General features: G+C 41.1%; 17 protein-coding genes, 2 tRNA genes and 5 pseudogenes. 9 read left to right on the top strand and 15 right to left on the bottom strand.

All coding sequences use genetic code 11. The annotated features are described in order from the left end of the window. The first annotated feature begins 44 nt into the window (after positions 1–44). Entirely contained in the window at positions 45–1,700 is a 1,656-nt protein-coding gene (locus GQR42_RS05040) for a choice-of-anchor I family protein (RefSeq protein ID WP_158199140.1), read from the top strand. On the opposite strand, the gene tsaB is transcribed toward GQR42_RS05040, so the two are convergent. The 4 genes from tsaB to GQR42_RS05020 all read right to left on the bottom strand — a co-directional run bounded on the left by tsaB (position 1,701) and on the right by GQR42_RS05020 (position 4,198). After that, positions 1,701–2,303 (bottom strand): tRNA (adenosine(37)-N6)-threonylcarbamoyltransferase complex dimerization subunit type 1 TsaB, encoded by a 603-nt coding sequence (tsaB, locus tag GQR42_RS05035; RefSeq protein ID WP_158199139.1) that lies wholly within the window; start codon positions 2,301–2,303, stop codon positions 1,701–1,703. Positions 2,304–2,332: 29 nt separating this feature from the next. Beyond that, positions 2,333–2,404: transfer RNA gene (locus tag GQR42_RS05030), tRNA-Lys, on the bottom strand. Between the two features lie 63 nt (positions 2,405–2,467). Then, the gene (locus tag GQR42_RS05025) at positions 2,468–3,340 is read right to left on the bottom strand and encodes an aldose epimerase family protein (RefSeq protein ID WP_158199138.1); all 873 of its coding nucleotides are present in this window, start codon (positions 3,338–3,340) and stop codon (positions 2,468–2,470) included. Between the two features lie 171 nt (positions 3,341–3,511). Next, positions 3,512–4,198: a diacylglycerol/polyprenol kinase family protein gene (locus GQR42_RS05020; protein WP_158199137.1), complete on the bottom strand. Its 687-nt coding sequence runs from the start codon at positions 4,196–4,198 to the stop codon at positions 3,512–3,514. 55 nt (positions 4,199–4,253) lie between these two features. On the opposite strand from GQR42_RS05020, the gene yidD reads away from it, so the two are divergent. Beyond that, a complete protein-coding gene (gene yidD, locus GQR42_RS05015) occupies positions 4,254–4,484 on the top strand; it encodes a membrane protein insertion efficiency factor YidD (protein ID WP_002757748.1) in 231 nt (76 codons plus the stop codon). Positions 4,485–4,500: 16 nt separating this feature from the next. On the opposite strand, the gene GQR42_RS05010 is transcribed toward yidD, so the two are convergent. After that, positions 4,501–5,259 carry an LmeA family phospholipid-binding protein gene (locus GQR42_RS05010; RefSeq protein WP_158199136.1) on the bottom strand — a complete coding sequence of 253 codons (759 nt, stop codon included), beginning with the start codon at positions 5,257–5,259 and terminating at the stop codon, positions 4,501–4,503. Between the two features lie 198 nt (positions 5,260–5,457). Between GQR42_RS05010 and GQR42_RS05005 the strand changes: the two genes are divergently transcribed. From GQR42_RS05005 to GQR42_RS04985, 5 genes are all read left to right on the top strand, one after another. Then, positions 5,458–6,600 carry a ferrochelatase gene (locus tag GQR42_RS05005; RefSeq protein ID WP_158199135.1) on the top strand — a complete coding sequence of 381 codons (1,143 nt, stop codon included), beginning with the start codon at positions 5,458–5,460 and terminating at the stop codon, positions 6,598–6,600. Positions 6,601–6,688: 88 nt separating this feature from the next. Beyond that, a tRNA-Arg gene (locus GQR42_RS05000) sits at positions 6,689–6,761 on the top strand. Between the two features lie 120 nt (positions 6,762–6,881). After that, complete coding sequence (locus tag GQR42_RS04995) at positions 6,882–7,184, top strand: hypothetical protein (protein WP_158199134.1); 303 nt, start codon at positions 6,882–6,884, stop codon at positions 7,182–7,184. Further along, positions 7,172–7,399 (top strand): hypothetical protein, encoded by a 228-nt coding sequence (locus GQR42_RS04990; protein ID WP_158199133.1) that lies wholly within the window; start codon positions 7,172–7,174, stop codon positions 7,397–7,399. The genes GQR42_RS04995 and GQR42_RS04990 overlap by 13 nt, the downstream gene beginning before the upstream one ends. Positions 7,400–7,681: 282 nt before the next feature. After that, on the top strand, positions 7,682–7,969 hold the full coding sequence (locus tag GQR42_RS04985; RefSeq protein WP_158199132.1) for a hypothetical protein: 288 nt from the start codon (positions 7,682–7,684) through the stop codon (positions 7,967–7,969). A gap of 146 nt (positions 7,970–8,115) precedes the next feature. Here GQR42_RS04985 and GQR42_RS04980 read toward each other — a convergent pair. From GQR42_RS04980 to accA, 6 genes and pseudogenes are all read right to left on the bottom strand, one after another. Next, positions 8,116–9,339 (bottom strand): annotated as a pseudogene (locus tag GQR42_RS04980) (ISAzo13-like element ISMae28 family transposase). 207 nt (positions 9,340–9,546) lie between these two features. Further along, positions 9,547–10,770: pseudogene (locus tag GQR42_RS04975) on the bottom strand (IS5 family transposase); the annotation flags it as partial. A 67-nt stretch (positions 10,771–10,837) separates the two neighbouring features. Next, positions 10,838–11,850 (bottom strand): annotated as a pseudogene (locus tag GQR42_RS04970) (IS4 family transposase). A gap of 90 nt (positions 11,851–11,940) precedes the next feature. Continuing rightward, a pseudogene (locus tag GQR42_RS04965) lies at positions 11,941–12,210 on the bottom strand (transposase); the annotation flags it as partial. Then, positions 12,186–12,897: pseudogene (locus GQR42_RS28340) on the bottom strand (IS1634 family transposase); the annotation flags it as partial. The pseudogenes GQR42_RS28340 and GQR42_RS04965, both read right to left, overlap by 25 nt. Before the next feature lie 1,014 nt (positions 12,898–13,911). Continuing rightward, positions 13,912–14,901, bottom strand: a complete 990-nt coding sequence (gene accA / locus GQR42_RS04955) for an acetyl-CoA carboxylase carboxyl transferase subunit alpha (RefSeq protein WP_158199131.1) — start codon at positions 14,899–14,901, stop codon at positions 13,912–13,914. A gap of 174 nt (positions 14,902–15,075) precedes the next feature. Here accA and GQR42_RS04950 point away from each other — a divergent pair, with 174 nt between their 5' ends. Beyond that, the gene (locus GQR42_RS04950; protein WP_158199130.1) at positions 15,076–16,023 is read left to right on the top strand and encodes a fused MFS/spermidine synthase; all 948 of its coding nucleotides are present in this window, start codon (positions 15,076–15,078) and stop codon (positions 16,021–16,023) included. A gap of 103 nt (positions 16,024–16,126) precedes the next feature. On the opposite strand, the gene recJ is transcribed toward GQR42_RS04950, so the two are convergent. The 3 genes from recJ to sbcC all read right to left on the bottom strand — a co-directional run bounded on the left by recJ (position 16,127) and on the right by sbcC (position 21,769). Further along, the gene (gene recJ / locus GQR42_RS04945) at positions 16,127–18,409 is read right to left on the bottom strand and encodes a single-stranded-DNA-specific exonuclease RecJ (protein ID WP_158199129.1); all 2,283 of its coding nucleotides are present in this window, start codon (positions 18,407–18,409) and stop codon (positions 16,127–16,129) included. 62 nt (positions 18,410–18,471) lie between these two features. After that, the gene (locus tag GQR42_RS04940; protein WP_158199128.1) at positions 18,472–18,726 is read right to left on the bottom strand and encodes a MoaD/ThiS family protein; all 255 of its coding nucleotides are present in this window, start codon (positions 18,724–18,726) and stop codon (positions 18,472–18,474) included. Positions 18,727–18,745: 19 nt separating this feature from the next. Further along, a complete protein-coding gene (sbcC, locus tag GQR42_RS04935; RefSeq protein WP_158199127.1) occupies positions 18,746–21,769 on the bottom strand; it encodes an exonuclease subunit SbcC in 3,024 nt (1,007 codons plus the stop codon). Positions 21,770–21,798: 29 nt separating this feature from the next. On the opposite strand from sbcC, the gene GQR42_RS04930 reads away from it, so the two are divergent. Then, entirely contained in the window at positions 21,799–22,083 is a 285-nt protein-coding gene (locus GQR42_RS04930; RefSeq protein ID WP_233271273.1) for a hypothetical protein, read from the top strand. A gap of 438 nt (positions 22,084–22,521) precedes the next feature. Here the strand turns inward: GQR42_RS04930 and tnpA are convergent, their stop codons facing one another. Then, entirely contained in the window at positions 22,522–22,932 is a 411-nt protein-coding gene (gene tnpA, locus GQR42_RS04925) for an IS200/IS605 family transposase (protein ID WP_158199126.1), read from the bottom strand. Positions 22,933–22,965 lie beyond the last annotated feature (33 nt).

The following is a 22,965-nucleotide window of genomic DNA, read 5'->3' as shown; positions in this document are numbered from 1 at the left end:
ATGCGATTGTTTAGCCTTTTTTTTGCAGGTTTTCAGCTAAAAATATGATTCATGCTATCTGTCGTCACCATGGGAAATTTTTATTAACCTTGCTGTCAATTGCTGGCAGTATCAATATTGTTACTGAATCGGCCTCAGCTTTAAATATCACCCGATTGAGCAGTCTTGGCAATAGTACAAATGCTGCTAATAACTTCGGGGCAGAAATTCCCGCTTATGACCCAGCTAGTCGAAAATTATTCGTAATCGGTCCCAATAATCGTCTAGATATTGCCGATATCAGCAATCCCGCTAGTCCAATTCGCTTACCCTCGATCGATCTTAGCTCCTACGGTGCGGGTGTGAACAGTGTCGCCATCAAAAATGGTATCGTGGCCCTGGCCATGGAAGCTAGTCCGATTACCAATAACGGCAGTGTGGTCTTTTTTAATACTAATGGTGTCTTTCAGAGTCAGGTGACTGTGGGTGCTTTACCGGATATGTTAACCTTTACTCCTGACGGTAATCGGGTTTTGGTCGCTAATGAAGGGGAAGCGAGAGGCGCGATCAATCCCGATGGTTCCGTTAGTATCATTGACCTTAGTGCTGGTGTTCTCAATGCCACGGTCAACACTGCTACCTTTACCAGTTTTAATGGTCAAGAGAATGCTTTAAGAAATCAGGGAGTCCGTATTTTTCCAGGTCAAACGGTTTCCCAAGATGTGGAACCAGAATACATCACCGTTGCCGACGATGGAACCACTGCCTGGGTGTCTCTACAGGAAAATAATGCTATTGCGATAGTCGATATTGTTAACGCTCAAGTCACCAGTATTTTACCCCTAGGAGCTAAGGATTTTAACGCACCGGGTAATGGTTTAGATGCAAGCGATCGAGATGGGGTAGTATTTGGAGGATCGGCTAATTCCCCAGCAGTGAGAATTAAGAATTGGCCGGTTTTTGGCTTATATCAACCGGATACGATTGCTACCGTTACCATCGCTGGACAAACCTATTTAATTACTGCCAATGAAGGGGATACTAGAAATGAGGCCGGACGAGTTTCTACTCTAACTTTAGACCCCAATGTTTTCCTTAATGCGGCAGACTTGCAATTAGCCCGAAATCTCGGCCGTTTAGATGTTTCCACCATCGACGGACTTAATGCCCAAGGTCAATATAGCCAACTTTTTGCCTATGGTGGTCGTTCTTTTTCGATCTGGAATGTAACTAATGGACTGTCCCAAGTCTTCGATAGTGGCGATGATTTTGAACAAATTTTAGCGGGTTTTTCAGCAACTCCCCTAACTCCTAGTATTTTTAATTCCGATGGTACTCCTAGCAGTTTCGATAGTCGTAGCGATAACCGCGGCCCAGAACCGGAAGGTTTAGCCGTGGGAACCGTGGGCAATCGTCTCTATAGTTTTGTGGGAATAGAAAGGGCTGGCGGTTTCATGGTTTATGATATTACCAACCCTAGTAATCCTTTCTTTGTTAATTATATCAACGATTGGCAATTAGGCGATATCTCCCCCGAAGGATTATTATTTATTCCCGCTGCCGATAGTCCTAATGGTACTCCCCTGTTAATTGTTGCCAATGAACTTAGTCGTAATCTGGCAATTTATTCCGTGAAACCTGTCCCAGAACCTAGCGCAGTTTTAGGATTAGTAACCCTCGGATTAGCTGGTTATAGTTTGAAAAAAAGAGGGAATTGCTAATCACATCCCGTAAAATGGTAGCGCCTCCGACCAATGGGGGCGTTTTCCCGTTTGCCAATCTAAATAGGCTAAATTGAGGATAGCGGGGGCATTTATGCCTAAATAACTGGGTGTGGCTAATCTTTGATAGGGAATAGTTAAGTTTTCTAAAGTCTGCTGCCATTGTTCTGGAGTCATCAGGCTATCAGCTAAATATACCCGATTACCCCGATAGATGCCCACATACAATTGTCCCCTAGTGGCGGGCATTTCTAGGGCTAGATAGGTATCGAGGGGATAAAAATCCCGTTGTGACCAAGCAAAGGCCGCTAAACTGGAGACGGTAAAAATCGGTAGCTGTAATTGTTGTGCTAGGGTTCTAGCGGTGACTATACCGATGCGGGTACTGGTAAAGCTACCCGGCCCCTTAGCGGTGGCTAGAAAGGCTAAATCAGCCCATTTTTGCGGGGCTAGGAACTGTTTTAGATAGGGGTGGAATAGGTTCGATAAGTCCCTGTCTAAGTCCCAAGTTTGTTGACGACTATCATCGCTGAAATTAGAGAGGGCCAGTCCTAGTTGGGGACTGCTGGTATGCAAGGCTAATCCATAGACAGGGGAAGACAAGTCAATCTTTCTGTATCAGTAAGTTTTTATGGGTCGCCTGGGATTCGAACCCAAGACCAATCGGTTAAAAGCCGAGTGCTCTACCGCTGAGCTAGCGACCCGTTTCGTGTTCTGCACACGATTTATCAATATAACATCTTATTGGGGCTAAGTCAAGGGGAAATTTAAATTTGATTGACTCGCATTTCCACGATCGCCTCACGGCTACTCTGGGGTTCTAAGTAGGTCAAATGTTCGCCTGTGTTGAGGGCGTTGCGGGGAGCGCTCCAAGGTTCGAGACAGATATAATTTTTATCTTTCAGGGTCCAAAAAACTATAGTTGTATAGAGATCATCGTAACCGAGGATAATTTGACGCTGATGAGAGGAATCCCTAAAACTACTTTGATGGCGCGTAATTTGCGGAAAAGCGGCATCAATTTCTTCGAGATTAAAATCAAAGTTACCAGAGTAGGAGTGGAAGGTTTTCGTGCGTTGATCGAGGTATTGGGAGGAGGGAATATCAAAGGATAATCTGGTTTTATCGGTGACTTGAAAATAGGGATGGAACCCGATAGAAAAGGGCATTTTTTCGGGGGAAAGATTAATAACTTTTTGGTGAATTTTGAGGCTGTTTCCTTGCAGTTGATAGGTAAAGATTAATTGAAAATCAAAGGGATAGACTTGACGAGTGGCTTCATTACTGTTTAATTCTAGGGTTAAACTAGCGGCGGTTTCGCTGCTTTGTTTGCAGACTTGCCAGGGTAAATCACGCGCAAATCCGTGTTGTTTCAGGGTATAGTTTCGGCCTTGGTGTTGATAGGTATTATCGGGTAAGTTGCCGCAGATAGGGAATAAAATTGGGATGCCTCCGCGGACACTGAGGTTAGTATCTTTGAATCTTTCTCTGTCCAGATATAAAATATCTTCTCCGCAAATTTGCCAACGGGTGATGATTCCTCCCCTAGCGGGAACCACTTCCAGATAAGCGTCAGCATCTTCATCCTTGAGACAATAGGTAAGGTATTGATTTTGGTTTTGAGTGATAGTAAATGCCATTTCAGTTATCAGTTATCAGTTATCAGTTATCGGTACAGAACGTAGGTTGGGTTGAAGCATGAAACCCAACACCCGATCATGTTACGCTACCACTAACCCATCCTACAAATAATTGTGCCTCCCTACTTAGCTTAACCAATGAGGTTTTAGATTCGGCCAAGCTGAGATAAACTAGCTTGAGATGAAAATTTGGGTAAGAAAATAGGCCATGGCGGCGCTACCAATCGGTACAGTGAGATTATCTATACCTAGTTTCGAGAAAGTTTCTAGAATAGTAGCTCCGATCGCTGTTAATAAAGATACTAAAATAATTGGCGGATTAATGCCATTAATAAAAGATAAAATAATCAAGCTGACTAAAAAGCTGACTCCTAACATAGTCAGGGAACCTTCCAGACTTTTGCCACTGCCGAAAATTTTGTAGGGATGTTGACCAAAATTTTGTCCGACTAGGGCCGCTAATCCGTCTCCCAAAGCCATAATTAAAATACCCATTGCTGCGTATTCGGGGTGAGAAATTGGCCAAAAATAAGCCACGAGAACACCGATACTAACAGCATAAAAAAAAGTTCCCCAACTGCGGCGACCAACACTATTAAGACTGGGTAAAAATGGGAAAAAATAGGATAGGATAGCGATAGTTGCCGCTAGGATTGCGGCACTTATTCCCACCCAAGCGGGGATATTTAACCACCAAGCAAAAAGGATGACGTTTCCCGTGCCAATGTGGACAACTTTGCGGGTAATTTCGCCATCGGTACTGAAAAGACTTTTTAATTTTTCAGCGATCAGAATCAGAACAGCTAAGTAACAGGCGACCAAACCGATCGAAAATAGGAGAGAGTGGGATAGTTCCACGGGGCAAAAGCGAAAATTGACTATCTATTTAGTTTAGGCGATCGAGGTGACATTGATGAAAGGAATTTTTATTGGCTTAATTGAGGGATATCGACGGTTTATTTCGCCGCTATTTCCCCCTTCCTGTCGTTTTCAACCCACCTGTTCCCAGTATGCCATGGAAGCGATTGATCGCTTTGGTGTGCTGCGCGGTTCTTGGTTAGCAATTAAGCGTATTCTCCGTTGTCATCCTTTTCACCCCGGAGGTTACGATCCTGTGCCTCCCTGTAGCCACAAGCACGATTAAAAGCCAAAAATACTGCCTATTTTCTTTGGGGAAAACGCTCGATATCGGCGATACCATAAAAGATGATCTGTTTATCTTTTAAACGTAGTCGATCGACCCTTAATTGAGTACCATCGAGGGCAAATTTATCTAAATCCATGAGGTTGTTAACATGGCTGATTAAAGCTTCTCCTAAAGCTTTTGATCTTTCGTCCCCTTGGTAAACTACCTCAACAAATTGAATTTTTCGCCGTTCTTCCACAATGACAGCAGCGGTCATTTCTAGAAGAATTGGTTCTTCTTCTGCCAATTTAATCAGACTTTTCAGAGTTAAAGTTTTGTCGTCATTGAGAATTAATTCTGTATTCTGACAGTGAATTGATTTACCTTCGTACTCCAATCTTTGCAGTTTTTCGACGATAAAAGGTGTATTAAAAGAGGTGGTTAAGTCTTCTTCCGTTAAAACTACCCGCAAAGTGGCCCGCGTCGGTTGACGGAGTTTCACCTGTCCGGTAAAAATGGCACTAAAATCGATCGCCACCGCTTGCACATACAATTCCATAGCTTCGATGCGTAGGCCATTGTACATCAGCATCGACTGACCGATAAAGTCAAAACCGTCGATACTGCCTTGCAGTAATTTGGCTACGGGTTCGGCGCGGACAGTCGCTGTCAGCTTGCCTGTGCGTTTGAATAATGCAGCGATCGCAGCACTCACCGCCTTACTGATGAGTTGATCGCCGCTCTGATTGGGAAAAGGTAAGCTACCAAACACGCCTGCTGTCATATCTCTCATAAGTGGGACTACAACGATCTTAACATTATTTAAAGTTTCTTTACATCTCGTTTTATTAATGAAGATGATAAGCAATCTGTATAATTCTGTAGAGGTTATAAATTTTTAGCGGTCTATGCCGTGCCAGGGGATAGGATAGAAAAGTGCTACTATCCCAGTGATATAGCGTTTTTCACTTAGAAAATCGGGGTTAAAAACGTGGTTGCCATTTCAGATCAACAACAGTTAGCCGCTACCCACCACCACAGCGATCGAGTGGCGGTATTATTGATGGGATACGGGGAAGTGGAGAGTTACGAGGACTTTGCCAACTATAATGAACAGGCCTTAAATCTGCTGACGGCTAAGTTCGCTCCTGTACCGACTTGGGTTTATCCTCCCCTAGGGAAATTATTGGCTATATTTGACCTGCACGAATGGCAGCACCAGCATAATCACTTTATTTCACCCCATAACCACATTTTCGAGCATCAAAGACAGGAAATCGAGCGCAATTTACAGGCAAAATGGGGTAATCGGGTGGAGGTATTCAAAGCGTTTAACTTCTGCGCGCCTTTTTTACCGGCACAGGTATTAACGGAAATCCGCGAACGGGGATTCGAGAAAATTTTGATCTATCCTCTCCTAGTTGTTGATTCTATCTTTACCAGTGGCATTGCGATCGAACAAGTTAACAAAGCTTTAGCTCAAGGACAAACGGGGGAACATTGGGTGAAAGGATTGCGCTACATTCCCTCGTTTTACAACCAACCCGCTTATATAGATCTAATGGCGCGGTTAGTGGAGGAAAAAATCACTGCTGAGGTAGCTAGTAGCTGTCTTCCCTCGCAAATTGGCATTATTTTAATGAATCACGGTTGTCCCCACGAAGCGAAGGGATTTACGTCGGGAATCGATGAAAGTCAAGCTTTATACGAGTTGGTCCGGGAAAAATTAATCTATCGTTATCCCTTGATTTCTGTGGGTTGGTTAAATCACCAAACCCCTTTAATTAAATGGACGCAACCGAATGCGGAGTTAGCGGCGAAGAATTTAATCGAATTAGGGGCAAAAGCTTTAATTTTCATGCCAATTGGCTTTGCTACGGAAAATCACGAAACTTTACTAGATGTAGAGCATATTATCGAAGCTTTACGCCGCAAACACGACCAAGTTAACTATGTGCAGATGGCCTGTGTCAACGATAACCCCGAATTTTGCCGGATGGCTGCCGATTGGGCCCGGGAACATATCGAAGCTTTGCTATCACAAGAGGCCTTATCTGTCAATAGTTCTGTAACAATTCCTCACATTCATTCCGATCACCATCATCACCACCACGGACATCACCATCATCATTAAGCTTGGACAGTGGCAAAGAGGGGCAACGGCAAAAATTAGTCCTACCACTTGTCACTGTTGGAGGTATGATCTATAATTGTGCTTTCCTGGGTACGTAGCTCAATGGATAGAGCATCCGCCTTCTAAGCGGACGGTTGTAGGTTCGATCCCTACCGTACCCGTTATTGCCGATTAGGGAGCGGATAGGCGGATGTGGTAGACCGCCAATTGCCAATCGAGTTGCTCTGATGAGCTTCTGGTCTTGCATTGAACTTGAGGTGGCGTGAATTCTGCTTAGAGGAATGAAATTTGAAATTGTTACCCCGTTGGGATTTACAGTTAGAACTTCAGAAGGTTATTGGCAGAGGCTAATAGGCAAACATCCTGACCTTGAGGAGTTGGGGGAATTAGTGACCCTTACCCTAGCTTCACCGGATGAAATCCGACGCAGTAGCGGCGATGCTGGGGTACTGCTATTCTATCGCCAGCGACGGGAAAAACGTTGGGTTGTGGCAGTGGCTCGGCGTTTAAATGGAGATGGGTTCTTGATTACTGCCTACCAAACCGATGGGATTAAAGAAGGGGAAACGCTATGGCTCAAGTAAAAGTTTTCTATGAACCGGAAACGGAATTACTGACTGTCTTCTGGCAGGAACCCAGAAAGGAGCAGATTTGTACTGAACTGGGGGATGGGGTGATTTTGATTAAGGATTCCACCAGTGGCGAGCCGATTGGCTTGGAAATTCTCTCCTATCGTCCCGGGGACAATCGCTTTGATGCGGTGAGCGTCGAATTGGGGCAGTTGAGTCCCGTCAGTTGATATTGGTCCTTATTCTGGTTGTCCTCTAACTTCCGAAATCATCTGGGCGTTGAGGAGGCGTTTCCAGGCGGAAGGAGGGGATGTCGCTATTGTCCGGGGTGGATAGCTGCCAGGGAGAGAAATGTAAATATTTATTAAATTGTAGCTTAGGATACTGTGCGGGGGGGGGGTAGTGTGTATTGTTTTGTTATTCCGTCTTTGGTGTTGGGTGGGGCTGCTGCTTGACCTAGCTGCGAGGGGGGCGATCGTACTTAACCTATCTTGATGTTACTGATAATGAATATGTTGCCAAATCAAGTCACTAAGTCTCTTGTCCCTAAAACTGCGGTAATTGGTATTATTGCTGGTGTAGGAGTATTAGCTGAACCTGTTCAAGCGGCTATTCTACAAGCCCAAGTAGATACCGATAGCCTCACAGTTCTTGATATTAGTTGGAGAGGTGGTCCATTAGACATAGGTGGTGATAGCTTTTTTGCAATCCCTAATCTTGATAAGGGACTTCCAGAGAATAAAATACCCAACAAAAAAATAGAAAAGTGTTTTTTTGAAAAAGTAATTATTTTTGTCTAGGAAAACAAAGAATCTCCCATTACAAGCTATTTTTCCGAAAAAATAGGCAGCACAAACTCTTATACTTCCGAGCTTTTTCGAGTATAACAAGGACAAGTTAAAGAATCAAAGACAGTTTTTAGCTAACCATCTTAGTTAACTACAAACTAGGTCTTATCATAATAGATATCAATAAACCATTGTCCCAAATCGGGAAAGTCTTGATTCGTTGATTCTGTGAGACGTTCGATTTTTTTCTTCGATTTTTTCCCTGGCTTTTTTAGTAAGCTTTACTCCTTTTTCATAAGTTTCAGTAATCAACTTAACAATCGGGTGTTTTCCTTTCCAAGTCATAGTTTGGGCGAATTTCAAAGCGGTTTCGATTTCATCTAAAATACTCCCATTCCAAGGGTTTTCTAACACAGCCCAGGTTCGTTCAATAGGATTATATTTACTATGGTAGGGGGGATAGTAAGCTAAACGTATATTAACTTGATATTTTTGGGAAAACTCAACTATACGTTTCATGAACTGAGTTCGTCTCGAATTATTTTCTGGGCCATTATCTTGATTAATTATCAAAGTTTTAATTTTCTCAAAACGAGATTTTTCCGACTCCCAGAAATCTTCTAATATATCAACAATAAAGTCACGGGTGACTGTGGAGGCAGTGAAATACAAAAACAACTCATCAAATTCTGGAATAAATATTCCGTAAGGGGTTAGGGTTGTTTTCGGATTAAAATCATGATCGTTTGTTTCGACAGTTATTCTATTTTTACCTCCTCGATCCAACAGTCCAATATTAACACGGGCTTTGGCATCTAAACTAAGACGTAACATCGTAGGGTCTTCATCCGCTTCCCGATTAATGTTAGCTAATTCCTCAAAGATTGCCTCGGTTTCTGGAATTTTTTTTGAGGTAAAACTTTAGCGACTCTTTTCAGACGATAACCTAAGTTATTTAATTTAACCCGAATAGTTTCCTCGCTCGGTAAATCCTCATCACTGTACCCATATTTAGAGATTAATTGCTTTCGGACTTCGGCCGCACTCAGTCTCACATAAAGCCTTTGGCTTTTAAAACTTGGGTCAGTTTGGCTTTGAGAATCCACTAAATTTTTGATGTTTTCCAATAGAAAAGGTAAATGTTCTTCTGCTTTTTTCCGCCCCTTAGCTGAATGATTATCAACACAAATAATACCTCTTTTTAGTTCTTTAATTCCTTGACGAATAGTAGTTAGATTCCAGCCTAACTCCTGTGCAGCAAGGGTTTGTCCCCCATAGCCTAATTCTAAGACTGTTTGGGCCATGAATCTTCTTTTAGCTGCACCTTTTAATTGAAGTGCAGTTTCACTGAGCAATTTCTTGAGGGAATCAGTTAATTCCATATACACTTACAAAGAAAAACTTGATTAATAATGTACAGGATTAATTCTACTACAAAATTGGAAGGAGGAGGCAACCATCGACCCCTACCTCCTACACTCCGAGAATGATTATTATTCTTGAGAATGAATAGTTTATTTTTTGGAAGTCCCTAAGTAGGGTTTGCGGCAAAAAGTTATTGAAAAGTACAGGTCTCTTAATCAATGATTTCACTTAGCTACAAGCATAAGCTTTCGTTGTTTATTAATTTCTAAGTTATAACTTATCCTAATCATTGACCGAGAAAAAGTGCTGTTTTTCCATTTCAGACATAAAAAAGCCCAAAAAACCTGCCTCAACAGGTTAGAAAGATTCATGACTAAAAAAGTAATAGCAATCGCTGAAAAGGAAGTATGAGGAAGTTTAGCCCTCACTTTACCTAAACTAAATCTTCTTTTCCCTTGTCCAAATTTGCCCTCTATACAATTCCGAATCCTCTCATCATCGGTAGCTTGTTTCTTTTGTTCTTTACTAACATTTTTGGCTGGTCTTCCTAATGGGGGACTACTGATTCTGATTCCCCTTTCTTTACACCAAGCTCGGTTTTCTCTGGTTCGATAAATTTTGTCCACATGAACTGATTCTGGATAGTATCCTGTATAGTCATAATAAGCTTCTATTTGTGCTTTTAAATCTCCTGATTCATTAAAGTTATCCCAACTAATCCGGTCTAAAAATATGTAACCATCTATACAGCTTGCTGAGAATTTTGCCCCAAATTCTCCGGGGTTTCCAGCTTTTACTCTGACTATCGGACGGATGTGGGGTTGAGTTAAGCTGACAACTCTGTCTTCAATACTCTGTTTGTTATTTTGGTACATCCAGAGTTGTTGGCGAGCAACTTCTGTGACTACTAACAACAGTTTATAGTCTCTTTTTTTCAAGCTTTGTAGAGAGGCTACTTCTGCTAAAAGTTGTTCAATATGGTCGAGATTTCTTTTCAGATATTGCAGTTGTTTTTTCAGGGAACCTATCGTCTTTGTTTGGCGGTAGGTTTTCTTTTTTTCGCTACTTCTCAATAACTTTTTCTGGCTAGAAGACGATAGGTTCTCGGTTTGTGAACAAGTTTTCCTTTTAAAGTTTCATAGAGAATATCAATAATTTTTTTCGGTTTGTTTTCTTCCTTAATTTAACAGGTTTAAATCCGTAGGATAACTAATATCTGCGGGGGCACAACTTGCATCTAAAATTAATTTGCCTCGATTTTCGGGTTGACTTTGGGTTTCACTTTCTAACTTTTTTGCGGTGTTTTCTTCTCCCTTTATTTCTCTCGCATTTTTGACCATAAAGCGATTCACTTTATTAATTAGTTCCAGAGTGATTCTTTCTCGAAAGTGAACCAACATTGACGCTTCAAACTGGGGTTCATTGCTGTAAGCTGAAAACCCCAAGAAGCAGAAACGTTGAATCCTGTAATAAAACTTTACATTGACAAGCATAATACCCCTATAACATCAAATTTTAAGTTGAATAGACAATCCTCCGGAACCAGTGTACATAGCTAATATGTTGACACATGAAACTCTGTAAATAGCGCAGTTTGTCTAATAAGCTTTTCCCAAATCCTTCTTCAATATCTATTAGCTGTAGAATCAGATAAGCGATAATGCAGCTATAGATCTGTAGGCGGATTCCGTTCTCGTTTTTAGTGATTAGATTATCCAACTTTAGAGGCATTTTTAAAAATTTCCACAGCAGTTCTATTTGCCATCTTTGGATGTAAATTTCGGCAACTTCTTCATTGCTAACTGCCCCTTCTAGAGGTAAATCGGTCGCCAGCCGAAATTCTGTTTAACTTTCTAGGTCGCAAAAAGCGGCTACTCTTACTTCTATTTGTCTTTTATCTTTTCCGAGTTTACACTGGCCATTTTCGAGCATCTCTAGGCTAATATTATTTTTCACTCTCCAGACAAAATGCTGGTCACTACTCTCTAATAATTCGGTGATTCTTTGATTAGAAGCAAATCCTCTATCCATTACGCCAAATCCATTTACAGGAATTGCTTCTATCGTTTTTCCTCCTTATGAGCGAGTCATGACCTTGACCAAAATGGATGAGGATTCCGACCACCTCTGTTGTGATACTATTAAGACCAGAGAATAGTTTTACTTGATGCCATCCTTGCGACCATAGTAGTTTACTGGTTAAGCTAATTATTGTTTAGTCAATGGGAAATAAAGCTCGGGCATTCTCTATTCCTTTTTTGGCAACTAAACGTTTATTTAATTCGACGAATGACTTTCTCAAACGCACTTGTTTCTCTAATTTTGCTTGCCTTAGAAAATGTGGATAAATTTACATTAATTCCTTGAAGTACCATTCGACTGCATAAGTCCCTCATACTGACGATGCTTTTATCTAAAGCAAAACCAATCCAACAGGACAAAAATGTAAAAGTGTCTAAAGCGGGGGAGTTATTTTTAGGCAGTGGTTTGAGAAGCTCTTTTATGAGTTTTGAGAAATTCGTCATCAGGGCAAACTCCCTATTGTGAGGGGAATAAGTTGTCTAGATTCTATCTATAATAGCATTTTTGTCTGACTTTTCTCAACGTTCAACACTTCTGCCCAAGAAGTATTGTAAATAAGGATTTTCTTTGATTTGTTCTACCGTTTCTCTATCGCTTGTTCCTAATTTTTCTTTAATAATTAATGCTACCAATGCTATCCTAAATGTTTTGGCGGGTGCGCCCATTTCTTCTGAAAAAAGTGATGCGTATTCCGCTTCAAATTCTGACCAGGGAATGAGGTTGGCCATAATTACCCAACGATTGTCTTGGGATAATTTACCCTCAAAGGGCAGCTCGAAGTTAACAAGCAGAAAGACATCAAGAATAACATTGTCTCGATTCTTTCCGTTTTTTCAACAAAGAAACTATCCGCAAAAAATCAAGGGTCTTTCAAAAATCTAAATCCTCTTTCACAAGACTGTTGATTTTTATAAGTTGTCACCATTTCGGCTGGGTCTAATTTGTCTTCTTCATCAACTAAGTTAGTTGCTAAAATAAATCTGCCTGCTTCCTTTCTTCTTCTGACTATCTCTTCAGTTTTTGCTTGCCCTACGCCGCTAATTTTATCAATCGTTTTATGGTCTTTTGATTGACTGGCAATTAGGTCAATTTCTCGGATTTTAACGAGGTTTAGTTTTTGATTAATTGCTCTTAATTTATATCGGGCTTGTTGGGGATTTTTCAACTATTCTTTCTGCAAGCTCTTGAGAATTCTCTCCCCTTCCTTTGTCTTTTGCTTTTTTAAGGTTCTTTTCTAGTTTTTTTAAGTCACTTATTTGTCTTTTTTCACTGGGTACTATTAGCCAGATTTCTTGGATTCCTCCATAAGTCACTTTTTCTTCTTTCCAGGTATATCCTTCTAAATTTAGCTCTGCCCTTTTTTCTCTTTCCTTGGCATCTATTTCTTCCATTTCTGCATTTTGGACTAATTCTTTGGCTCTTTTTATCGTCATGGGAACTCTACTTATCCATTTTAGATGTTGAATTAGTTGAAGATTCTCTTGACTATATAGGGGTTGCTGAATAAATCTAAAAACCTTGTTGGATAAGACTTTTAGACTTTTTTGACCTCAAAAAGTGCCAACCCTTGGAGTGATCGGGGGGAAAATTCCGGGACTTTTTCCCTGAAAATTAGGTAACTGACCCCCTCAAAATCGGTAAAAACCTACACCCCACACCCCACACCCTGTCCCCACGAAAAACTTTTTCAGCAGACCCTATTTATCGAAAATTTGGGTTAAAACCCCGTCCTTTTAGGACGGCTTTGTGTTAAACTGATTGGTAAGCGGAAAATCAGATGTGTAGTCGTGACACGCGAACTGACCGTTGGACAAAGGCTAGTGTCACCAACCCATTTCGGGTTGCCCCAATACCTCACTGCTCTAATCAAAAAAAAGTACGGCATAGGTGGGAGAGCAAAAAAATTAAATAGGGTAGGGCATACCCGAATTTACGCTTGGGGAGTAGTCCCTAAGAGTGCTTGCCTTGTAGGTGTAGTCGGACTAGACATGAAGCTGTAAGACCAAAATTAGCTTTGCTAGTAGAGGCAGGATTCAGCCCAAGAATCTCCGCACTTTTAGGGCGGAGAGTGTCAAATGTTCAATGATAATCCTTTCTTTGGCTAAAGCCTAGTTAGGGCTGGCTGAAAATTACTGGAAGCCTTACTAGAAAACGGTTTGGGGACTTTTTTGGCTAAAAAAAGCGCAAAACCCTTTTCTAGCAAAGCTTCTACTGATATTCAGCAGACCCTAAGTACATCAAAGCTTTTAGCTTAACCAATTAGGTTTTAGATTCGGCCCTTGTGAACTGACAACTCACATCTGATAACTGATAAGTAGTCGTGCAAAATTAATTTCCTAGTCGAGACAGCAGACTCACAAGACTCACAAGACTCACAAGACAGCTATTAGGGATCGGATTTGAGTTTTCAGTTCACTGTTTACTGATCACAGCAGCAGTCTGACGGAGTAGTGGCTTAGATGTGTAATTAATTGTGCTTAGATACTTAACTGATCACTGCTCACTGATTAAGCTGTAGCTTCTAAAAATACGCCTAAATTGCGGAATTTTTGATAACGAGATTCGCGCCGTTGTTGGGGAGTTAACAAAGATAAAGCCTCTAAATTGTCACTAATAGCGGCTTTTAAATTGGCTGCCGCTTTAATCGGATCAGCATGGGCCCCTCTGGAGGGTTCAGGAACGATCTGATCGATAATATTTAACTCTTTTAAATCTTTTGAGGTAATTTTGAGGGCAACTGCTGCTTTATCCGATTTTTTGGCATCTTTCCAGAGAATGGCGGCACAAGCTTCGGGAGTCGCCACGGTATAGACAGAATGCTCTAACATTAACAGGCGATCACCGACACCAATGCCCAAAGCACCGCCGGAACCACCTTCGCCGATAACAGTACAAATGATCGGCACATCTAAACGGAACATTTCCCGGAGATTATAGGCGATCGCTTGCCCTTGACCTAATTTTTCCGCTTCTACCCCCGCCCAGGCGCCAGGGGTGTCAATAAAGGTTAAAATTGGCTGATTAAACTGATGGGCGTGTTCCATTAAACGCATGGCTTTACGATAACCACCGGGGGCAGCCATGCCGAAATTTCTAGCCACATTATCCTTAGTATCCCGGCCTTTTTGATGCCCGATAATCACCACGGGACGACCGTTAAAACGGGCAACACCCCCCACAAGAGCGGGATCGTCGTAACCACCGCGATCACCGTGTAACTCGAACCATTCATCGGTGATTGCTTGAATATAGTCTAGGGTACTGGGGCGCCGGGGATGACGAGCTAATTGTAGCCTTTGGGAAGGGGTGAGATTGCTAAAAATTTCACGACGTAATTGATTAGCTCGTTCGTCTAGTTGACTAATTTGTTCCGAGACATCCACGCCATTTTCTTGGGCTAATTCTTTAATCTGTTCGATGCGGGATTCTAATTCGTAGAGGGGTTTCTCAAAATCTAAGAGAAAAATCTTTTTCTCGGTAGTCTCGTTTTTGGTCATAGGTTAGTGGCTAGAAGTTTACTAGAAGCTAATCTTTTCTAGCTTACCGTTTTTCAGCGATCGATTATCGACAGCTTCGGGATGACCGGGAGATGATTTCAGGTTATCGAGCGAATTTTGTCAATTGTCGTATAATAATAGATCGTGCCTTTTTCACCCCAAGGAGGATTAGTTATGGCAGGAAGTGAACTAAAAGCGGATCTATGGGTTAACGAATATATTACCCCCTGGGACATTTATAGTCATGGGGTTTCGCAGATTTTAGCCTACAAAAAAACCGCTTTTCAGGAGATGTATATTGTTGAATCGGGGGCCTATGGAAAAGCCTTGGTACTGGATGGCAAATGGCAATCTTGTACGGGGGATGAATTTATTTATCATGAAGCATTAGTGCAACCGGCAATGATTGCCCACCAAGAACCAAAAACTGCTTTAATTCTGGGAGGTGGTGAAGGTGCGACAACGCGGGAATTATTGCGTTGGAAAACAATCGAAAAAGTGATGATGATCGATATCGATGGGGATGTGGTAGCAGCTTGTAAGGAACATCTTCCCGAAATGCACCAAGGCACTTTTGATGATCCTCGTTTTCAGTTAGTTGTCGCTGATGCTTTAGAAGTTTTAGACACCACTAACGATCAATGGGATATTATTATCTCCGATCTGGTTGATCCCATCGGAGAGGGTCCTTCTTTCCCCCTATTCACTAAAGAATACTTTGAAAAACTGCAAAGAGTTTTGGCCGAAAATGGCATTGTTGTTGTCCAATCTGGCCCGGTTTCTCCTCCTTCGGTGATGTATCATGCGCGTTTGGTGAATACTTTAAAAGCAGTTTTTCCCTATGTTCATTCCTATTGCGCTCCCACTCCTAGTTATGGTTCCCCTTGGGGTTTTACTCTCTGTGCTAATCATCCTTTAAATACTCGTCCCGATCCCGATGTGGTGGATGAATTAATCAGTGATACAACTACGGGAGGATTACGTTTAATTGATGGCATGAGTTTGCTCGGAATGTTACAAACTCCTCTCTATATTCGTCAAGCAATCGCGCAAAATACGGAAGTTTATACCCTAGCAAAACCCCCGAAATTCTTCGGTCAAGGAGTAATCAGTAATCAGTAATCAGTTATCAGTTATCAGTTATCAGTAATCAGTTATCAGTAATCAGTTATCAGTAATCAGTCATCAGTAAATAAGGGTTATAATATACTCAACGGATTTAGTATTAGAAATCGATCGAGTCTTCGTGATTAAGAATTGTTTGCAGAATTTCTAGGGGAACAGTAGCAAAGTATTGCTGGAGAAAGTTTTCTAGGGCCACCGCTTCCAGAAAATGCTCAATCTTATTAATTTTTGCCTCATGATTGACTAATTCAAAGGATAAATTTTCTTGATTTTTATTGACTTTAAAGCCATTTTCTGCTAAGGAAATTAATCCTAATTCTAGGGTATGATAACTGAGGTTTAAGCGGTTTTGTAATTGTTGACGGGAAATACTGGTTTTAGTTCTAGCTAAATATTTCCCAATCCCCACAAGGTTTATCCATGTGCTGTGAGCGGATTTTTTCAAAGGACTACCATAGGCAAGAACTAACTTTTTATCCCGTAAAATTGCCTGTTGATATTCCCGGGAAAGTTTTGTCCAATCCCGGGGACATTCCCAGAGAAAAAGGGGATTTAATTGGTTAACTTCTTGATTAATTTCTCGATTACGATTGTCGATTAAAAAATCTTTTTTATTGCTATAGCTTAGGGATTCTTGTTGATAGGTTTTCAGGGCAATTAAGCGCACTTCATAGCGATTTTTGTAGGTATTAAAATCTAATTCTACTACTGCATCATAACAGGTATCGGCAGCGATTTCCTCTTTGTGATGACCCCACCACATACCGGGGAATCCCTGCTCGATTGAACTATCCCAAATCTCAAAAGTTGTCCGGGGATAAGCAATTTTTTTGCCTTTTAAATCTGCAAGATTTTTATGCCAAAGATTTTGAAAATAACAATTTTGGATTAATAGCTTCGGTGTCGGATTACCCATCCCGCAGGGTTCCAGTAATTTTAATTCTCGAAATAGACTTTTTCCCAATTGGGAAACCGTCACCACTGCATCCACTTCTATCTGGGGAGAAAGGGAAGTTAAATCAATTCCTGTGCGTCGCAACTGTTGATTAATTCCCTCAATAAATAGGGGTAAATTTTCTATAGTTATACTTAAACCCGCGGCCAAAGGATGACCACCAAAACGATGTAAAAGATGGGATTGAGAGGATACTAATTGATAGAGATCGATCTCACGAATTGACCGAGCGGAACCCTTAGCAAAAGGTGGTTCACTGGTACTTAATAAAATTGTTGGTCGCTGGTATTCTTGGGCAATTTGTCCCGCAACTAATCCTAAAATTCCCGCCAGCCATTGGGGATCATCTAAAATAATTACATTAGTGGTAGAAAGATCAATTCTCTCTAATTTTTTTTGAACTTGTTTAATAATATCCCGTTGGATTTCTTGGCGACGAATATTGGCCAATTCCGCTTGTTCAGCTAATTCGTGACAACGTTTTTCATCTTCACTGGTGAGTAATTCCACACAAAATCTAGCATCACCATAAATGCGACTGACGGCATTAATGCGCGGTCCAATACCGAAGGATATATCCAGCGGTCTATCTCCGGTTTTGTTACATAAATCGAGTAATTTTTTAACTCCCAAACGCTGAGTATTTTGCAGTTTTTGAAGACCTTTTTGGGCTAAATAACGACATTCTCCCGTCAATTTGACTAAATCGGCAATTAAACCAATCGCAACTAAATCCAGTAAATTTTCTAGGGGTTTTCTGGGAATATCTGCCAGGGTTAAATACATCGCTTCCACTAATTTATAAGCAACAGCAACCCCAGAAAGATGATAGAAAGGATGGGTTTCCACAAAATAGCGGGGATTAATCAGGGCAATCACCTCGGGGCGCTCGTCGGGTAGGGTATGATGATCGGTGATGATAATATCGATGCCTAGACTGTTTGCATAGTCAATTTCAGCGATATTCGTGCTTCCCGTGTCACAGGTGACGATTAAACGGGTTCCTTGATGCGCTAGTTTCTCGATACCGGGACAATTGAGGCCGTGGGATTCTTTTTGGCGATCGGGTATGTAATAATCTAACTGTTGATCAGCTGGGAAAAACTGCCCTAATCCTTCCCAGAGGACACTGGTAGCGGTGACACCATCGGCATCGAAATCACCCCAAATAGTCACTTTTTCGTCTTTATTTAGGGCTTTTTCCAGTCTTTTGACGGCGAAGTTCATTTCTTGCCCAAAATCAAAGGGAGTTTTTGACTGATAAGCTTTCTCATCCAGAAACGTCCGCAGAGTCGCCCCATCTTGGACACCGCGATGCCGTAATATTTGTGCCACGACGCTGCCATCCGACTCTGGGGTGTAGTCTTGGACTATTTTTAAAAACTCTTGGGGAAGCTCTACCGATGGGGGAATTTGCCAGTTAGACACGGGATATCAAGGAAAAAGTAAAAAAGGTGGCAGTCAACTTTTGTGATTTTCCCTATCTCCATTTAGCCACCACTAACGGGGGGAATTAAAACTATCTCATCACCATTTTTGAGGATTTTCTCTCCCGAAACAAACTGAAGATTGACTCCAAAACGAGTAACATTGCGCCATCTTTCTAATTGAGGATAGGGGGCTATAATATAGTTTAACACTTCTGTAACGGAAGTGTGGGCAGGAAATTCGAGGTTTAATTGTGAAGTTTGATAGACTTCTTGATAAATAGCAAATAGTTTCACTGTAACCGTAATTTTTTCCATATTTACATCAATATTTTTCCTAGGATAATAACATCAATTGGGAACCCTGTTCGGTTTTGCGGACTTCGATGCGATGTTGAAAAGCTTCTTTAAATTGGGGCATATGGGTGACAGTCAAAATACAGGCAAAATCGGCGGATATAGCGTTAATTGCCGCAATTAAGCGATCGCATCCTTCCCCATCCTGAGTTCCGAATCCCTCGTCAACAATGAGCATTTGTAGGGCTGTTCCGGCTCTTTGTGCCAATAATCTCGCTAAAGCTAATCGAATCGAGAAATTAATCCGAAAAGCTTCCCCTCCTGAATAGGTTTCGTAGGGACGAGAGCCGCGGGTATCGCCAATAATAATATCTAAAGTATCGATTAACTTTTGTCGCTGTTTCTTCGTACCTTTACCGCTTTTTTGGGTTAAAAACTGCACATGAAATTGATTACCAGTTAAGCGAGCTAAAATATGATTAGTTTGTGCTTCTAACTCTGGTAAAACATTCTCAATCATCAGAGTTTGTAAACCATTTTTGCCGAAAGCTATGGCTAACTCTTTATAAACTGTATATTGTTTTTTAACTTTAGCTAAATCGCTCTCTTTTTCTGTCAGTTGTTTACCTAAAGTTTCTAGTTGATGTAACTTCTCCTCAACCCGACCTTTTTGGGAGAGCAATCCATCAATTATCTGTCTTCGCTGTTGAATATTAGTCGATAAAGCAGCGATTTCTTGACGATAGTCAGTCAAAGTACCAATCTTTTGACTAATATTTGCTAACTCCTGATTCAGCTTCTGGCGATCCTGATTTCGCAGCTGTAATCTTTGCTCAATGTCAGCGATTTTAGCGGCTATTTCTGGATAATTTTTTTCGGCTTGTTGCCAGTCTTGATACTGTAATCTTACTCCCTGTAATTGTCGGAGCAGATTTTGAATATTCTGATGTTCACTGCGATCATAATTTAAGTTTTGAATAAACTTTTCCAAGCGTTCAATTTCCTGTTTAAGTGGGGAATTTTGACATAGTTCTTGCTTCTCTTGTTCTAGTCTAGCTAATTGATTAATTAAATTAGGTTTCTCAGCCTTGATATTAGCAAAACGACGGTTTGCTTGCTTAAGTTCTGATTCTTGAATTTCTGCCCAACGCCATCTTTTTTCTTCTCCTCTGACTAAAGCATGACTTTGTTCATCATAGTTTAAAAAGGCAATTTCTTGATTGACAATTTGCAATTCTTGCTGTAATTCTAGGGCATAATTGCCACTACTTAAAAGTGCTTCTAACTCCACAAGTATCTCCTCGGTTTTCTCTAGTTCTATTTCCTTTTCTTCAATAGTTTCTAACTTGACTTCTAACTGCACATATTTTTGTTGTAGATTCGATCTTACGGGCAATTCTTGTTTAATTTGGGCTAATTCCTCCCGTAAACGTTTTAAATCTCGATCGCAGTCTGCCATCCGTTCCTGTAAAGACCAAATTTGCTCTTGAATTTGTTCTTGATGTTGATGGGTTTTCCTGATTACCTGATGACGGTGATGACTGTCTAAATTCTGTTCACATAGAGGACAAACCGAATCGGGAATATTTAATTTTTCCAATTTATCAGTTAACTCTAAAAGTTGTTCTTCATATCTTTTCTGTTGATCCAATAAACTTTTTTTATCCACTTGTTTAAGAGTTTCCTTTTCTTCAACTCGTTCACAATAGGTTTGTTTTTTATCTAGTTCCTTAATTCGTTTGGCTAAATTGAGAGCTTCCTCTCTTAGTAGAGGAATACGAGCGATTTCTGTCTCTAATTGTTGCCGATTTCTTTGCAGTTGTTCCCGACGAGCATTGATTCCAGCTTTTTCCCGTTCCAACTGCATATTTAGATCAGCTTTTCGGCTATTTAAAGGAGCATATTTTAAAGCTAATCTATCCAATTCCTGAAGACGTTGACGATGATAATTTAACTTCTCTAATCCTGCTTGAATATCCCCCGCTTGCTCGATAATTTTTTGAGTTTCTTGTTCCTGTCTTCGCAATTCTTCTAAACGAGCGCTCGTTTGTTGGATGGGAAGGGTAAATTCGTTAATTTTTTGCTGTAATTTCTGTTCTAATTGTTGTTTATCATACTGGGCCTGTTGCCAAGCTTGCAATTGACTTGACAAACTTGCCTCTTTCTGGTCTAAATTGATTAGGCGCTCGTGTGCGGTAATAATGTCATTTTTGCGATGAAGAATAGTCCTAATTTGATTTAATTGATTGTCTAGACTAACTTTTTCCCGGTCTAATCTCTCAATTTCTGCTAATAAAGCTCGCTCCTGTTCTCTTTGCCAATGCAGCTGTTTTTCCCAATTCTGACGTTGATTTTCTTCCCCTTGCAGTTGCTGTAAACGCCAATTATTTAACTCTTGTTCTTGATTAATTTGGTTAATTTGGCTGCTTAACTCTTGCAGGTTTTCTTGATAAGAATTTTTCTCCTGAAGACGGAATTTGATAGTTTCTAATTGCTGCTCGATCTGGAGGGACTGTCCATCAAATTGTTTCGATATATCCTTAGCTTTATTCGCTAAAATTTCATAGCGATCGAGTTGTAATAATTCTGCTAAAATCTGTTTACGACCACTGGGAGGCTGTTTCATAAACTCGTCCGCTTGTCCCTGCCGTAAATAAGCAGAATTAATGAAAGTTTTATGGTCTATTTTTAGATAAGTATTAATCTGTGCTTGGGTATCTTTAATACTTTTACCCGATAAAGGACGAAAACTTCGATCATCGATCACCTGAAAATCTAAACTAGAAGCTTTCCCTCCCCGGTGACGACTACGGATAATTTTATAGATTTCTCCCCCATAACTAAACTCGAAATCCACCCGCACATAATCGCTGCCCGCATGAATCACATCATCACCAATCGAGACGCGACTTTCTCCCCAAATTGCCCAAGTAATTGCTTCGAGTAAAGAGGATTTTCCCGCACCATTGGCACCACAAATACAGGCAGTATGTAATCCGCGAAAATCCAGCACTGCCTCGCGATAACTGAGAAAATTTTTCAGGGTTAATTGTAGGGGAATCATAAGCTGGGAGGAATTATGAATTATCAATTATGAATTATGAAGTGGGAAGTGGGGAAGTGGGGAAGTGGGGAAGTGGGGAAGTGGGGAAGTGGGGAAGTGGGGAAGTGGGGAAGTGGGGAAGTGGGGAAGTGGGGAAGTGGGGAAGTGGGGAAGTGGGGAAGTGGGGAAGTGGGGAAGTGGGGAAGTGGGGAAGTGGGGAAGTGGGGAAGTGGGGAAGTGGGGAAGTGGGGAAGTGGGGAAGTGGGGAGATGGGGAGAATGCAGTACAACTTAGAAATTAATCAGAGGATAAAAAACCGAGGACAAGATAAGTAGGTGGGTGGAATTAAATATTAAGATGAACGTAGGTTGGGCTTCGGCCGTGAGCTTTTGCCGAACGGTTGAAGCATGAAACCCAACGCCCGATTATGTTGAAGTGCGCTAACCCATCCTACAAATAATTGTGCCTCCCTACTTAGCTTCAGCGCAATACCTATCGGTGAATCTATTCGGTATCAATAACTCCCTCCTGCAATAACCTCTAATCAAAGCTTAACTGAAATCAAGGCTGGGACAAATGCGCTTTTTTTGTTCCCCGGAATTCTCCTCACCATCATCATAACCTAGGCACTGTTCACAGATAAGGAGAAACCTTGCAAAAACGTCTTGCCGCATCTGGTAAAAAGGGAAGTACACGAAAAAAGACGGGAGCTTGGTAGCCCCGTCGTTTCAACACGGGGCGGAAAAGCGACGCGAGCGGATTTATCCGCCGTCCTAATGTCTGTCATGATGTGGGTCATTAATATAAGCCATTACTTTTGCTGTACTAACTTTACCCGAAGTGTCATAAAAATAGCTTTTTGTCCAAAGAGAGGGTAGTTTTGTTAATTCTGGAAATTCTTCTCTTAGCATTCTTGAACTTCTTCCTTTAAAAGCCTTGACCACTTCAGATATAGCTGTTTTCTCATCATATTCTACTAACAAGTGAACATGATCTGGGGCTATCTCTTTAGCCTTAATAATCCAACCTTTATCAGATGCAACCGATTCCAAGATTGTTGCTAATCTTAGTTTAATGTCGCCCCTTAGCACTGGCTTACGACGTTTGGGAATCCAAACTAAGTGAATAGTTGCAAGCCCTACCGAATGGTTGTTGTGTCTATATCCAAACGAATCTTTTCTCATATATACTGGTTGATAGCTTGACAGTAGACAACC

The sequence above is a fragment of the Microcystis aeruginosa FD4 genome (assembly GCF_009792235.1).
Taxonomy (GTDB): domain Bacteria; phylum Cyanobacteriota; class Cyanobacteriia; order Cyanobacteriales; family Microcystaceae; genus Microcystis; species Microcystis viridis.
Note: the sequence above shows the minus strand (reverse complement) of the source record. Positions and strands in the feature narration are given on the sequence as shown.

Excerpts from the sequence above, each read along its gene's own strand:
- GQR42_RS05010 (WP_158199136.1), bottom strand. The coding sequence starts at position 5,259 with ATGAGAGATATGACAGCAGGCGTGTTTGGTAGCTTACCTTTTCCCAAT.
- GQR42_RS04985 (WP_158199132.1), top strand. The coding sequence starts at position 7,682 with ATGTTGCCAAATCAAGTCACTAAGTCTCTTGTCCCTAAAACTGCGGTA.
- yidD (WP_002757748.1), top strand. The coding sequence starts at position 4,254 with ATGAAAGGAATTTTTATTGGCTTAATTGAGGGATATCGACGGTTTATT.
- tnpA (WP_158199126.1), bottom strand. The coding sequence starts at position 22,932 with ATGAGAAAAGATTCGTTTGGATATAGACACAACAACCATTCGGTAGGG.
- GQR42_RS05025 (WP_158199138.1), bottom strand. The coding sequence starts at position 3,340 with ATGGCATTTACTATCACTCAAAACCAAAATCAATACCTTACCTATTGT.
- sbcC (WP_158199127.1), bottom strand. The coding sequence starts at position 21,769 with ATGATTCCCCTACAATTAACCCTGAAAAATTTTCTCAGTTATCGCGAG.
- accA (WP_158199131.1), bottom strand. The coding sequence starts at position 14,901 with ATGACCAAAAACGAGACTACCGAGAAAAAGATTTTTCTCTTAGATTTT.
- GQR42_RS05040 (WP_158199140.1), top strand. The coding sequence starts at position 45 with ATGATTCATGCTATCTGTCGTCACCATGGGAAATTTTTATTAACCTTG.
- GQR42_RS04990 (WP_158199133.1), top strand. The coding sequence starts at position 7,172 with ATGGCTCAAGTAAAAGTTTTCTATGAACCGGAAACGGAATTACTGACT.
- GQR42_RS04995 (WP_158199134.1), top strand. The coding sequence starts at position 6,882 with ATGAAATTTGAAATTGTTACCCCGTTGGGATTTACAGTTAGAACTTCA.
- GQR42_RS04930 (WP_233271273.1), top strand. The coding sequence starts at position 21,799 with ATGAATTATGAAGTGGGAAGTGGGGAAGTGGGGAAGTGGGGAAGTGGG.
- GQR42_RS04950 (WP_158199130.1), top strand. The coding sequence starts at position 15,076 with ATGGCAGGAAGTGAACTAAAAGCGGATCTATGGGTTAACGAATATATT.
- GQR42_RS04940 (WP_158199128.1), bottom strand. The coding sequence starts at position 18,726 with ATGGAAAAAATTACGGTTACAGTGAAACTATTTGCTATTTATCAAGAA.